Annotated in this window: 12 protein-coding genes; 7 read left to right on the forward strand and 5 right to left on the reverse strand. The window is 73.2% G+C overall.

The genetic code is table 11. The features are described 5' to 3' along the window. Positions 1–117 precede the first annotated feature (117 nt). From IE124_RS09865 to IE124_RS09875, 3 genes are all read left to right on the forward strand, one after another. The gene (locus IE124_RS09865; RefSeq protein ID WP_189506921.1) at positions 118–1068 is read left to right on the forward strand and encodes an ROK family protein; all 951 of its coding nucleotides are present in this window, start codon (positions 118–120) and stop codon (positions 1066–1068) included. Next, complete coding sequence (gene nagA / locus IE124_RS09870; protein ID WP_189506923.1) at positions 1068–2222, forward strand: N-acetylglucosamine-6-phosphate deacetylase; 1155 nt, start codon at positions 1068–1070, stop codon at positions 2220–2222. Before IE124_RS09865 ends, nagA begins: the two co-directional genes overlap by 1 nt. A 133-nt stretch (positions 2223–2355) precedes the next feature. After that, a complete protein-coding gene (locus tag IE124_RS09875; protein WP_189506925.1) occupies positions 2356–3276 on the forward strand; it encodes a 1-phosphofructokinase family hexose kinase in 921 nt (306 codons plus the stop codon). A gap of 4 nt (positions 3277–3280) precedes the next feature. On the opposite strand, the gene IE124_RS09880 is transcribed toward IE124_RS09875, so the two are convergent. Both IE124_RS09880 and cdgB read right to left on the reverse strand, forming a co-directional pair. Next, on the reverse strand, positions 3281–4243 hold the full coding sequence (locus tag IE124_RS09880) for a CBM35 domain-containing protein (RefSeq protein ID WP_189506928.1): 963 nt from the start codon (positions 4241–4243) through the stop codon (positions 3281–3283). Positions 4244–4350: 107 nt separating this feature from the next. Next, positions 4351–6129, reverse strand: coding sequence for a diguanylate cyclase CdgB (gene cdgB / locus IE124_RS09885; protein WP_189506930.1), 1779 nt, complete (start codon positions 6127–6129; stop codon positions 4351–4353). 450 nt (positions 6130–6579) lie between these two features. Between cdgB and IE124_RS09890 the strand changes: the two genes are divergently transcribed. Further along, positions 6580–7146 carry a flavin reductase family protein gene (locus IE124_RS09890; RefSeq protein ID WP_189506931.1) on the forward strand — a complete coding sequence of 189 codons (567 nt, stop codon included), beginning with the start codon at positions 6580–6582 and terminating at the stop codon, positions 7144–7146. Positions 7147–7176: 30 nt separating this feature from the next. Here the strand turns inward: IE124_RS09890 and arfB are convergent, their stop codons facing one another. Beyond that, a complete protein-coding gene (gene arfB / locus IE124_RS09895; protein WP_189506933.1) occupies positions 7177–7617 on the reverse strand; it encodes an alternative ribosome rescue aminoacyl-tRNA hydrolase ArfB in 441 nt (146 codons plus the stop codon). A 115-nt stretch (positions 7618–7732) separates the two neighbouring features. Here arfB and IE124_RS09900 point away from each other — a divergent pair, with 115 nt between their 5' ends. Beyond that, a complete protein-coding gene (locus IE124_RS09900) occupies positions 7733–8308 on the forward strand; it encodes a TerD family protein (RefSeq protein ID WP_189506935.1) in 576 nt (191 codons plus the stop codon). Between the two features lie 85 nt (positions 8309–8393). On the opposite strand, the gene IE124_RS09905 is transcribed toward IE124_RS09900, so the two are convergent. Further along, complete coding sequence (locus IE124_RS09905) at positions 8394–10052, reverse strand: M1 family metallopeptidase (protein WP_189506937.1); 1659 nt, start codon at positions 10050–10052, stop codon at positions 8394–8396. 146 nt (positions 10053–10198) lie between these two features. Beyond that, the gene (locus IE124_RS09910) at positions 10199–10738 is read right to left on the reverse strand and encodes a GlcG/HbpS family heme-binding protein (RefSeq protein ID WP_189506939.1); all 540 of its coding nucleotides are present in this window, start codon (positions 10736–10738) and stop codon (positions 10199–10201) included. A 368-nt stretch (positions 10739–11106) separates the two neighbouring features. Here IE124_RS09910 and IE124_RS09915 point away from each other — a divergent pair, with 368 nt between their 5' ends. Together IE124_RS09915 and IE124_RS09920 are read left to right on the forward strand one after the other, a co-directional pair. Continuing rightward, a complete protein-coding gene (locus tag IE124_RS09915) occupies positions 11107–12240 on the forward strand; it encodes a sensor histidine kinase (protein WP_229832346.1) in 1134 nt (377 codons plus the stop codon). Beyond that, positions 12240–12860: a response regulator gene (locus IE124_RS09920; RefSeq protein ID WP_189506943.1), complete on the forward strand. Its 621-nt coding sequence runs from the start codon at positions 12240–12242 to the stop codon at positions 12858–12860. The genes IE124_RS09915 and IE124_RS09920 overlap by 1 nt, the downstream gene beginning before the upstream one ends. The last annotated feature ends 71 nt before the right edge of the window (positions 12861–12931 follow it).

Genomic DNA, 12931 nt, shown 5'->3' on the forward strand with positions numbered 1-12931 from the left:
CTTCCGCAACACAGCCGGGACCATGGACCCATGACGGGTCCCGAATTTGTATCCGTACGCAACAATCCTCGACAGTGGACTAGACCTTTTGGGTCCCCGCGCGCCAAACTGTCCCCCGTGAGACACGTCATCGCCCTGGATGTGGGCGGCACCGGCATGAAGGCCGCCCTCGTCGGGGCGGACGGCACCCTGCTCCACGAGGCCCGCCGCGCCACCGGGCGCGAGCGCGGCCCCGAAGCGGTGGTCGAGACCATCCTCGGCTTCGCGGAGGACCTCCGAGCCCTCGGCCAGGAGCGGTACGGCGAGCCCGCCGCGGCCGCCGGAGTCGCCGTCCCCGGCATCGTCGACGCCGAGAACGGCATCGCCGTCTACGCCGCCAACCTCGGCTGGCGCGACGTTCCCATGCGCGAACTCCTCAGCGAGCGGCTCGACGGCATCCCCGTCGCCCTCGGACACGACGTCCGCACCGGCGGCCTCGCCGAAGGCCGGATCGGCGCGGGCCACGGCGCCGACCGCTTCCTGTTCGTCCCCCTCGGCACCGGCATCGCCGGCGCCATCGGCATCGGCGACCGCATCGAGGCCGGCGCCCACGGCTACGCCGGCGAGATCGGCCACATCGTCGTCCGCCCCGGCGGCACCGACTGCGGCTGCGGCCAGCGCGGCTGCCTGGAGCGGTACGCCTCCGCCTCCGCCGTCTCCCAGGCCTGGGCCGAGGCGAGCGGCGACCCCAAGGCCGACGCCGCCGACTGCGCCAAGGCCGTCGAGTCCGGCGACGCCACCGCCGTACGGATCTGGCAGGAGGCCGTCGACGCCCTCGCCGACGGCCTCGTCACCGCGCTCACCCTGCTGGACCCGCGCACACTGATCATCGGTGGCGGACTGGCCGAGGCCGGGGAAACCTTGTTCACACCACTTCGGGCCGCGGTGGAGGAGCGAGTCACGTTCCAGAAGCTGCCCGCCATCGTCCCGGCGGCCCTCGGGGACACCGCCGGATGCCTGGGCGCGGGCCTCCTCGCCTGGGACCTGCTCGCCGACCAGCACCCCACCGACTCGGAGGTTTCCGCCTGATGGCCGATCACCAGGTTCTCGCCGGCGCACACGTCGTGCTGCCCACCGGAATCGTCGAGAACGGACGCGTGATCGTCGACGGCGGACGCATCACCGGCAGTGCCCCCGAGGGCGCCCCGGCCATCGACCTGACCGGCCACTGGCTCGTCCCCGGCTTCGTCGACATGCACAACCACGGCGGCGGCGGCGCGTCCTTCACCTCCGGCACCGTCGACGACGTCCTCACCGGCGTCCGGACCCACCGCCTGCACGGCACCACCACCGTCGTCGCCTCCTTCGTCACCGGCGAGATGGACTTCCTCACCCAGCGGGCCGGCCTGCTCTCCGAGCTCGCCGAGCAGGGCGAGATCGCCGGCCTCCACTTCGAGGGCCCCTTCATCTCCCCCTGCCGCAAAGGCGCCCACGACGAGACGCTGCTCCGCGACCCCGACCCGGCCGAGGTCCGCAAGCTGATCGACGCCGGCCGCGGCCAGGCCAAGATGGTCACCCTCGCCACCGAGCTGCCCGGCGGCATCGACTCCGTACGCCTCCTCGCCGAGCACGGCGTGATCGCCGCGATCGGCCACACCGACGCGACGTACGAGCAGACCGCCGCCGCGATCGACGCGGGCGCCACCGTCGCCACGCACCTCTACAACGCGATGCCCGCCCTCGGCCACCGCACGCCCGGCCCGATCGCCGCGCTCCTGGAGGACGAGCGGATCACCGTCGAGCTCATCAACGACGGCACCCACCTCCACCCCGCCGCCCTGGAGCTCGCCTTCCACCACGCGGGCCCCGAGCGGGTCGCCTTCATCACCGACGCCATGGACGCGGCGGGCTTCGGCGACGGCCGCTACATGCTCGGCCCGCTGGAGGTCGAGGTGAAGGACAGCGTCGCCCGGCTCGTCGAAGGCGGCTCCATCGCCGGCTCGACCCTCACTCTGGACCGCGCCTTCCAGCGCGCCGCCACCATCGACGGCCTCCCCGTCGAGTCGGTCGTCCAGGCCATCTCCGCCAACCCCGCCCGCCTCCTCGGCGTCTACGACCGGGTCGGCTCCCTGGAGCCCGGCAAGGACGCCGACATCGTCGTCCTCGACGCCGAGTTCAACCTCAAGGGCGTCATGCGCAAGGGCGAGTGGATCGTCGACCCGACGGCCGCCACGGCGGTCTGATCAGGGGTCATACGGCGTCAAACGGAAGGGCGGTCGGCCGGAGCTCTGGGCCAACCGCCGTTCCTTTGGCATGATCGGTGCCCGTCGGAACGCGCGTTCCACAGGACTTCCCACCGAGTACGGGGGTGCAAAGGTGATTCTCACGGTCACCCTCAACACGGCGCTGGACCTGACCTACCGGGTCCCGGCCCTCACCCCGCACGCCACCCACCGCGTCACCCAGGTCATCGAACGCCCCGGCGGCAAGGGCCTCAACGTCGCCCGTGTGCTCGCCGCGCTCGGCCACGAGACCGTCGTCACCGGCTTCGCGGGCGGCGCCACCGGCGCCATGCTGCGGGACCTCCTCGCCGCGACCCCGGTCCGCGACGAGCTGGTGGAGACCGCGGGCCCCACCCGCCGCACGGTCGCCGTCGTCGACACCGCGACCGGCGACACCACCCAGCTCAACGAACCCGGGCCCGCCATCACTCCCGCCGAGTGGGCCGGCTTCCGCACCCGCTTCACCGAACTCCTCGACGGGGCCCGGGCGGTGGCCCTCTGCGGCAGCCTCCCACCGGGCATCCACGTCGGCGCGTACGCGGAACTCGTCCGCCTCGCCCGTACGGCCGGAGTCCCCGTCCTCCTCGACACCAGCGGCGAACCCCTCCGCCGGGGCATCGCCGCCCGCCCGGACCTGGTCAAGCCGAACGCCGACGAGCTCGCCCAGCTCACCGGCTCCCGCGAACCCCACCGGGCCACCCGCGACGCGCGCCGCCGGGGCGCCCACGCGGTGGTCTCGTCCCTCGGCCCCGAGGGCCTGCTCGCCGCCACCCCGGAAGGCCTCTGGCGCGCGGCCCCGCCCACGGCCGTCAAGGGCAACCCGACGGGCGCGGGCGACTCGGCCGTCGCCGGCCTGCTCTCGGGCCTGGTGGACGAAGCCCCCTGGCCCGAACGCCTCACCCGCGCGGTCGCCCTCTCGGCGGCGACGGTCCTCTCCCCGGTGGCCGGGGAGTACGACCCGTCGGCCTACGAGGAGCTGCTGCCCCGCGTGAAGGTGATCGAGGAGACCGCCTGAGGGGTCAGTTCGGTCCGCCCGGCGTGACTTCCAGCCAGTCGAGCAGCACGTTGCACTGGTTGCCCGTCTCGCACGAGATCTTGATCTCGTTGTCGCCCTTCTGGAGGGTGACCGGCGCCCAGGTGGTCTGCCAGTTCTTCTCCAGGTTCGGATCCGTGGAGTGGACGAAGTTCTTCAGGCCGAGCGGCGAGGAGTTCGCCTTGCCGTTGACCGTCAGGGTGGCGTTGGCGTCGACCGCCGGAATGGCGTAGCGCACGGTCAGGCGGTACTCGCCCTCCGTGGGCATGTTCGCCTTCCACGTCACCGAGGCGCCGACCTGGTTGAAGCCCGAGACATAGGTGCCGTCGACGCCCTCGGCGCCCTTGACGGTCTTCTCCGTGCCGGCCGAGCCGCCCAGCTTCAGCGTCGCCGCGTCCTGCTTCGGGAGTTCGGCCGGGGTCGGCTCCGTGCTCGGGTCGGTGCTGGGTTCCTCGGAGGACTGGGAGGGCGCGGTCGACGGCGTGCCGCTGCCGCCGGCCTGGTTGCCCTTGTCGTCCTTGTCGCCCGAGTTGCTGATCACCGCGGCGGCGATGCCGACGACGACGACCGCGACGACCGCGATCGCGCCGATCAGGATGCCCCGGGTGTTGGGACCGCGACCGCGCGGGGGCTGCGGCGGGACCTGCCGGGTGGGCGGGCCGCCGTACGTCTCGGGGGCGGCGTACTGCGCGTGCGGCTGGCCGTACGGGGCCTGCTGCTGCGGCGGCACGTAGGGCTGCTGCTGCGGCTGGCCGTACTGGCGCTCGCCGACCGTCCTGACCTGGTTGTACGAGGTCCGGGGCACACCGGGCTGAGCGGGGGCGGGGCCGGGGTAGCCGTAGCCACCGCCCTGCGGTGCCCGGGCGCCCGCTGCCTGTCCGTCCTCGTACAGGTAGCCGAACGGATCGTCGTCCTCGGGCTTGTTCCCGCCGTCGTTACCGGCAGCCATCCGGGCCATCCTCTCCATGCTCGCCAGCCGTCGCCGACCGGCCGAGCCTACCCCGAACGGACCAGCGCACGGTGCGGGGCTTGACAGACGGACGGGTGGCGGTGGTCTCAGCCGGCCCGGCGGTGGACCTTGGCGCGGGAGCGCTTCTCGATGTACATCCGCTGGTCGGCGGAGTTCAGGACCTCTTCGACGGTCATCCCGCACTCGGCCCAGCCGATGCCGAAACTCGCCCCGACACGGACCGCCCGACCGTCCACCCGGATCGGCGGAATGATCGCGTTCCGCAGGCGCACGGCCAGGTCGGCGGCGTCGGCCGCGCCGAGGCCGTCGGCGAGGACGACGAACTCGTCACCGCCGAGCCGGGCGACGGTGTCCCCGTCGCGGACGCCGGTGGTGAGCCGGCGGGCGACCTCGATGAGGACGGCGTCGCCGGTGTGGTGCCCGAAGCGGTCGTTGATCGACTTGAAGCCGTCGAGGTCGCAGAAGAGGACGGCGAGCCCCTTCGTACCGTCGTCGACCTCGCCGCTGGACGGGGCGACGATGTGGACGTGGTGGTCGTAGGGCCCGGCGCCGTTCGCCGGCTCGAAACCGAAGCCGTGCTCGTGCTCGTACGGCGACTCGTAGCCGGAGTCGTGCCCGGAGTCGTGGCCGGAGTCGTGGCCGGGGCCGTGGCCCGGTTCGTAGCCGGACTCGTAGCCGGCACCGGGGCCGTAGCCTCCGTCCCTGGCTGAGTCGTAGCCGCCGTCGTGCCCGCCGCTCTCGTACCCGGCGTACACGGTGGCGGTGGCGGTGCCCACCTGTGCGGGGCGCTCGCAGAGGCGGGCCGAGAGACGGGAGCGCAGCTCGGCGCTGTTGGGGAGTCCGGTGAGCGCGTCGTGCGAGGCGCGGTGGGCGAGCTGGAGCTCGTGGCGCTTGCGCTCCTCGATGTCCTCGACGTGGGTGAGGAGGAAGCGGGGGCCGTCGGCGGTGTCGGCGACGACCGAGTTGCGCAGGGACACCCAGACGTAGGTGCCGTCGCGCCGCCCCAGGCGCAGCTCGGCGCGGCCGCCCTCGGCGGAGGTCCGGAGCAGGGTGCCTATGTCCTCGGGGTGGACGAGGTCGGCGAAGGAGTAGCGCCGCATGACGGAGGCGGGCCGGCCGAGGAGCCGGCACAGGGCGTCGTTGGTGCGGAGGAGCCGGCCGTGCTGGTCGCCGCCCATCTCGGCGATGGCCATGCCGGAGGGGGCGTACTCGAAGGCCTGCCGGAAGGACTCCTCGCTGGCGCGCAGGGCCTGCTGCTCGCGCTCCAGCCGGACGAGGGCCCGCTGCATGTTGGAGCGGAGGCGGGCGTTGCTGATCGCGATGGCCGACTGCGAGGCGTACATCTGGAGCGCCTCCTGGCCCCAGGGGCCGGGGTGCCGGCCGTTGCGCGGGCGGTCAACGGATATGACGCCGAGGAGCTCACGGCCGGAGCCGGAGGCGTACATGGGGGCGTAGAGGCGGTCGTGGGGGTGCCACTCGTCCTCGAAGCGGGGCGCGGGGCCGTCGGTGTGCCACTGCGGGACGTCGTCGTCCATCAGCACCCAGCCCTCGGTGTGCGGGATGAAACGGAGGTCGCCCCAGGTGGAGCCCATGGAGAGACGGCGGTCCCAGGAGGCGCGGGAGCCGACTCGGCCGGTGATCAGGGCCTCGGCGGCGGTGCTTCCGGCGAAGGCGGCGACGACGAGGTCACCATCGGGGCGTACGAGGTTGACGCAGGCCAGCTCGTAGTTGAGACCGGCGACGACACCGTCGGCGACGGTCTGCAGAGTGTCCGCCAGGCTGCGTGCAGTGTTGAGGTCCGCCACGACCTGATGCAGCTGCCGCAGGGTCGAGAGACGGACGTACGGCTCCGACTCGGTCTCCATCGCTCGCTCTCCCCGAGACCTCGACAGCAACTCCAGGGTTCTCATCGGCTTCGTGTTGCACTGTCCTTGCCACTGAATCACAGCGAGCTGCGCACCCGGTACACAGGGTCAGCAAATACTGCCGTCTGTGACTCAAGTCACAGCAGGTCATGGCGGGTCGTGCACAACCTCTCGGGGTGGTCCGGTCCTAGTGGGTTTCCGGCCACGCGATCGGCGGGTCGGCGGGTCCGCGAGTCGGCGGGTCCGCGAGTCGGCGGGTCCGCGAGTCGGCGGGTCCGCGAGTCGGCGGGTCCGCGAGTCGGCGGGTCCGCGAGTCGGCGGGTCCGCGAGTCGGCGGGTCCGCGAGTCGGCGGGTCGGCGAGTCGGCCAGGGGTCCTAGGACCCCCGGGGGTGGCCGGCTGGTCCCCCGGCCCGATGCGGGCCCGCGCGGGGCCGGTCTAGCGTGCGGGTGTGCTGCAGAAGAGTCCCGTCCCGCCCCCCGTCTCCGATCTGGCCATCCCTCATGCTGAGGGGGTGAGCAACGACGAGTTCCGGGCGGCGATGTCCCGCCTCGCGGCGGGCGTGGTCCTGGTGACGGCGCACGACCCCGACGAGGGGCCGCGCGGCGAGGACGTCGGCATGACCGCCACCGCCTTCATGTCGGTCTCCCTCGATCCGCCCCTGGTGCTGGTCAGCCTCCGCAACGGCTCGCGCATGGACGACCTGCTCGCCGAGGTCCCGGTCTGGGCCGTGTCGATCCTCTCCGAGGGCCAGCGGCAGGTCGCCGGGCGCTTCGCGATGAAGAACCGGGTCAGTGACCGGCTCCTCTTCGCCGACCTTCCGTACACGCGCGGCGAGGAGAGCGGCGCGCCGCTGCTCGGCGGGGCGCTCTCGGTCCTGGAGTGCCGCACGGAGAGCCGTGTCGTGGCCGGGGACCACACCCTGGTCGTCGGCCGGGTCCTGACGGTCGGCCTGCCCTCGGCGGACGGCAGCGGACCGCTGACGTACTTCCAGGGGAAGTACCGGCACCTCAGCTGAAGCGGAAGGCGGGCGGGGGCCGGGGGCGTCTCAGCCCCAGTCGCCCCGGGACTGCCGGGTCCGCTTGGTCTCCGAGCGCTGCTTCTTCTCGCGCAGCCGCCGTTCGTTGATGCCGCGCGGGATCTTCGTCGGTCTGCGGGGCTTCGGCGGCGGGGCCGTCGCCTCGGCGAGGAGGGCGGCGAGCCGCACCGCGGCCGTCTCGCGGTTGCGCCACTGGGAGCGGTGCTCCGAGGCGCGGACGGTCACGACGCCGTCGACCAGACGGGAGGCGAGGCGCTCCAGGGCGCGCGCCTGCCACACCTCGGGGAGCGCCTTGGTGGCCGCGAGGTCGAAGCGGAGCTCCACCTGCGAGTCGCTGGTGTTCACGTGCTGCCCGCCCGGCCCCGACGACCGCGAGAAACGCCACTGGAGCTCGGCCTCGGGGAGTGAGACGGAGCCGCGGATGGGATAGGGACCGGACATGCCCTCCATGTTCCCCGCAGTGGGCTGTTGGAGTCATCCTGTTTTCGCCGGGAACCCGTCGGGAACCGCTGGGGGCCCGTGCGCGTTTCTCCAGGCGAAGACACCACGATGAAAGGGACTTTCCATGGCTGTGAGCCTGTCCAAGGGCGGCAACGTCTCCCTGACCAAGGAGGCCCCGGGCCTCGCCGCCGTCACCGTGGGCCTCGGCTGGGACGTCCGCACCACCACCGGCACCGACTTCGACCTCGACGCGTCCGCGATCGGTGTGGACGCCGCCGGCAAGGTCGCGTCCGACGCCCACTTCGTCTTCTTCAACAACAAGTCGACCCCGGACCAGACCATCGTCCACACCGGTGACAACCGCACCGGCGAGGGCGGCGGCGACGACGAGCAGATCAACGTCAACCTCGCGGGCCTCCCGGCGAGCGTCGACAAGATCGTCTTCCCGGTCTCGATCTACGACGCGGTCTCCCGCTCGCAGAACTTCGGCCAGGTGCGGAACGCCTACATCCGCATCGTCAACCAGGCCGGCGGCGCCGAGCTCGCCCGCTACGACCTCTCCGAGGACGCGGCCGTCGAGACCGCCATGGTCTTCGGCGAGCTCTACCGCAACGGCGCCGAGTGGAAGTTCCGCGCGGTCGGCCAGGGCTACGCCTCGGGCCTGGAGGGCATCGCCCGCGACTTCGGCGTCAACCTCTGACCCGTCGCACACCAGCCGAGCCCCGTCCGGGAGGATTCCCGGCCGGGGCTCGACCCTTGCCGCATGATCGCCGAAGCCCCGGCGCTCAGGGCTTGTCCGGCTTGCCTTCGCCGTAGAGCCAGACCTTCCACAGGCCGTCGAGGTCCCGGCCCGCGACGCTCTCCGCGTAGGCCGTGAAGTCGGCCGTGGAGGCGTTGGCGTGGCGGTACTTCGCGGGCCAGCCGCGCAGGATCTCGTCGAAGGCGGCGTCACCGACCGTCTCGCGCAGCTTGTGGAGGACCATCGCGCCGCGCTGGTAGACCGGCGGGTCGAAGAGGTTCTCGGCGGCGGGCGGGGCGGCCGGCGGGAAGGCCCAGTTGGCGTCCTGGGCGAAGGCCCGCTCGAAGTGCGTCCGCGCGGGCACGTCCCCGTACTCCTCGGTGTACAGCCACTCGGCGTACGTGGCGAAGCCCTCGTTCAGCCACAGGTCCCGCCAGGTGGCGGGGGTGACCGAGTTTCCGAACCACTGGTGGGCCAGTTCGTGGACGAGGGTCGTCCGGTCGAAGGCGGCGGCCGGGAAGACGGGCCGGGTCTGGGTCTCCAGGGCGTAGCCGAGGGTTCCGTCCTCGGTGACGATCGCGCCGGCGGCCGAGAAGGGGTACGGGCCGAAGCGCTCGGCCTGCCGGGCGAGGATCTTGGGGATCTCGCCGCGCAGCGCCGCGCTGCCCGCCGCGACGGAGGGCTCGGCGGCGGTGAGGACGGGGAGGGAGCGGGGGGCGGTCGCCGACTTGGAGGCGGACGGCTCGGACGCGGAGGCGGAGGCGGGCTCGGACGCGGACGCGGAGGCGGACGCGGAGGCGGACGTGGAGGCGGGCTGGGACGCGGAGGCGGACGCGTCGGACGCGGAGGCGGATGCGTCGGACGTGGACGCGGATGCGTCGGACGCGGATGCGGACTCGGAGGCGGGCTGCGACTCGGAAGCGGACGCGTCGGACGTGGGCTCGGGCGTCGGCGCCGTGGCCTTGGGGGGCGCCGTCGCCGTCGCCATTGCCGTCTCGTATCGGCCGATCGCGACCGTCGCCAGGTAGCTCGCCATCGGCTCCGACGAGCGCCATACCGTGGTGACGCGGCCGTCCCCCTCCGTCCGCCGCTCCGTCCTGACGCCGTTGGAGAGCGCTTCGAGCCCGGCCGGGACGGTGAGCGTGATGTCGTAGACGGCCTTGTCGGCGGGGTGGTGGTTGCCGGGGAACCAGGTCATGGAGCCCGCCGGTTCGCCGACCGCGACCGCCCCGTCGTCGGTGCGCAGCCAGCCCTCCTCGGAGCCGTCCGCGTCGGTGATCGGCTCCGGCACGCCCGTATAGGTGACGGTGGCCTTGAACTCCGCGCCGTCACGGATGTCCTCGCGCGGGCGGAGCGTCAGCTCGTCCCCCGCCCTGTTGTACGCGGCGGGGTCGCCGTCGACCGTCGCCCCCGACACCGTGAGGCCGGCCAGGTCGAGGTTGAAGGCGCTGAGGTCCTGCGTCGCTCGGGCGGTGATCTCGGCGGTGCCGTCGAGGCGGCCGGTGCCGGGGTCGTAGGCGAGGGACAGGGCGTAGTGCCGCACGTCGTAGCCGCCGTTGCCGAGCTTCGGGAAGTACGGGTCGCGCAGCCCGGCGGCCCCCGGGACGCCCCGCACCCCGCCGCCGGCGTCCGAGCAGCCGCCCGCGAGGAGCGCGAGGGCGAGGAGGGCCGCGGCGGCCCCGGCCCGGGTGCGTCGCCGGGTCACGTACCCGACCCGTTCTCGTACTCGTACACATACACGTATCGATCCTAAGCAGGACGGATGCGCGCGGCCGGGCGCGGCAACGGCGGTGGCGCCCGGCGGGGGAACCGGGCGCCACCGCCTGCTGGGGGCTACTGCCGAGCAGGAGCTCAGTTGGCGAGCGCGGCCACGCCCGCCTGGGCGAACTTCTCGTCCAGGTCGCCGGACGGGGCGCCCGCGACGCCGATGCCCGCGATGGGCGCGCCCTTGGCGGTGACCGGGGCGCCGCCCGCGAGGAAGAGGGTGCCGGGGATGTCCTTCAGGTTCGGCGCCTGGGCGAGGCGGCCGGCGAGGACGGAGGTCGTGGCGTTCCAGGAGACGGCGGTGTACGCCTTCTTCTCGGCGGACTCGTAGGACTGCGGGCCGGCGCCGTCGCCGCGCAGGGTCACGATGGTGTTGCCGTTGCGGTCGACGACGGCGACGGAGACGCGCTGGTTCTCCTTCTCGGCGGCGTCCAGCGTCGCCTGCGCGGCCTTCGTGGCGGCCTCGATCGTCAGGTGCGTCGACTGCTGGAGGTTGTCGTCGCCGGCGTCGGCCCGGACGACGGCGGCGGGGGCGGCGGCCGGGGCGGAGGCGTTCGCGGAGACCGCGCCGAAGGTACCCGCGGCGATGACGGCGGCAGCGGTGGCACCGAAGAGGATCTTCTTCATGAGGAACTCCGTGAGGTGAGGTGAAGAGGGGAGGGGAGGGGAGGGAAAAGAGGGAGCAGTGGAGAGGAGAAAGAGGTGAGGAGAGGAGGCGATCGGGGTGGAGTGCCGGGGAGGGCGTTCCGTTCGTTCCTTCGCTCTGTCATCCATCCTGTGGCCGGAGCCGGGGCCTTTCGGTCCACGGTCCGGCTGCCCTGCTCACGCACACTGGAGGACGTCCGGGTCAGCCGATCGGCTGATGCCGGGCTGGTCCCTCCGGGCCAGGATGGACAGATCTCCCCAGGTCAGGCCGAGGAGAGCGAAGGAAAGGCAGGCAGGTGACACAGCCGCCCACCGAGCAGGACCCGGACGCCCCCTGGCTCGCGCGCGTCATGCACATCGCGTTCTTCCTCCTCCTCGGCGCCTCCCTCGCCCGCTTTCTCCTGCGCCACCCCTGGGAGGACCGCAGCCCCTGGATCGTCGCCCTCTCCGGCGCCCTCGCCTCCCTCTACCTCCTCGGCCCCGTCGTCGGCACCCGCGTGGCCCCGCGCCGGATCGCCTGGCTGAGCACGGTCGTCGCCGTCTGGATCGTCCTCGTCGTCCTCGCGCCGAGCTTCGCCTGGTGCGCGGTCCCGCTCTTCTACACGGGCCTGCGCACCCTCCCGCCGCGCGCCGCGCTCGGCCTCGTCGTCCTGCTGACCGCCTTCGTCGTCTTCGCGCAGGTCCAGCTCGCGCACGGCGGCTGGGACCCGAACCTGATCGTCGCACCGCCGGCCGTCGCCGCCATCGCCACCGGGGTGTTCGTCTACTCCGACCGGCAGGCCGCACGGCAGCGGGCGCTCATCCACGACCTGATCCGCACCCGGCGCGAACTGGCGGCCATCGAGCGCCGCGAGGGCACCCTCGCCGAGCGCCAGCGGCTCTCCATGGAGATCCACGACACCCTCGCGCAGGGCCTGTCCAGCCAGCAGATGCTGCTCCAGGCCGCGGACCGCACCTGGGACAGCGACCCCGGGACCGCCCGGCGCCACGTCCGTACCGCCGAGTCCATCGCCGAGCGCAACCTCGCCGAGGCCCGCCGCTTCGTCCACGACCTCGCGCCCGCCGACCTCGCCGAGGGTGGCGGTCTCGAACAGGCCCTGCGCGGATTGGCCGCCCGCGAGTCGGCGGAGTTCCACGTGGACGGGACGGCGGTGCCACTGCCCGACCGGACGCAGTCGGCGCTGCTGCGGATCGCGCAGGGCGCCCTCGCGAACATCCGCGAGCACGCGGGCGCCGACTCCGCCGCCCTGACCCTCACCTACCTCGACGACCAGGTGGTCCTGGACATCGCCGACGACGGCCAGGGCTTCGACCCGGCGCTCGCGCGCGACCCGGGCGAGCGCGGCGACCGGGGCCACGGGCTGCCCGCGATGCGGGTGCGGGCGCGGCAGCTCGGCGGCACCCTGACGGTCGAGTCCGTCCCCGGCGAGGGCACGGTGCTCTCGGCCGCGATCCCCCTGACCCCTCAGCCCCAGGAGCAGTGATGTCCGTACGGATCCTCCTCTGCGACGACCACGTCGTCGTCCGCGCCGGGCTGCTCGCCCTGCTCGGCAGTACCCCCGACATCGAGGTCGTCGGCGAGGCCGGCAGCGGCGAGGAGGCCGTCGCCATGGCCGCCAAGCTCAAGCCCGACGTCGTCCTCATGGACCTCCAGCTCGGCCCGGGCATCGACGGCGTCGAGGCGACCCGGCAGATCGCGCCCACCGGCGTCCACGTCCTCGTCCTCACCACGTACGACACCGACGCCGACATCACCCGGGCCATCGAGGCCGGCGCCACCGGCTACCTCCTCAAGGCCGAGCGGCCCGAGGAGCTCTTCGCCGCCATCCACTCCGCGGCGCAGGGCCGCACCGCCCTCTCGCCGCCGGTCGCGAGCCGGGTCATGGACCGGATGCGGGGCGCGGCGGGCCCGAGCCTCACCGACCGGGAGCGGGACATCCTCGGCCAGCTCGGACGCGGCCTCGGCAACCGCGAGATCGCGCGGGCGCTGTTCATCAGCGAGGCGACGGTGAAGACGCACCTGGGCCGGATCTACGCGAAGCTCGGCGTCGACACGCGCACGGGCGCCGTGGCCGTCGCGAAGGAGCGCCGCCTGCTGCCGTAGGGCCTCCACGACTGCTACCGTGCGTGGCTGTCCGACCGCACGCCGTCATGCCGCGGTCTCAGTCTCCGTGG

Origin of the sequence: Streptomyces narbonensis (genome assembly GCF_014649015.1) — a bacterium.
GTDB lineage: Bacteria > Actinomycetota > Actinomycetes > Streptomycetales > Streptomycetaceae > Streptomyces > Streptomyces narbonensis.

Coding starts and splice junctions, on each gene's coding strand:
- nagA (WP_189506923.1), top strand. CDS start 1,068: ATGGCCGATCACCAGGTTCTCGCCGGCGCACACGTCGTGCTGCCCACC.
- IE124_RS09880 (WP_189506928.1), bottom strand. CDS start 4,243: ATGGCTGCCGGTAACGACGGCGGGAACAAGCCCGAGGACGACGATCCG.
- cdgB (WP_189506930.1), bottom strand. CDS start 6,129: ATGGAGACCGAGTCGGAGCCGTACGTCCGTCTCTCGACCCTGCGGCAG.
- arfB (WP_189506933.1), bottom strand. CDS start 7,617: ATGGAGGGCATGTCCGGTCCCTATCCCATCCGCGGCTCCGTCTCACTC.
- IE124_RS09900 (WP_189506935.1), top strand. CDS start 7,733: ATGGCTGTGAGCCTGTCCAAGGGCGGCAACGTCTCCCTGACCAAGGAG.
- IE124_RS09910 (WP_189506939.1), bottom strand. CDS start 10,738: ATGAAGAAGATCCTCTTCGGTGCCACCGCTGCCGCCGTCATCGCCGCG.
- IE124_RS09915 (WP_229832346.1), top strand. CDS start 11,107: ATGCACATCGCGTTCTTCCTCCTCCTCGGCGCCTCCCTCGCCCGCTTT.
- IE124_RS09920 (WP_189506943.1), top strand. CDS start 12,240: ATGTCCGTACGGATCCTCCTCTGCGACGACCACGTCGTCGTCCGCGCC.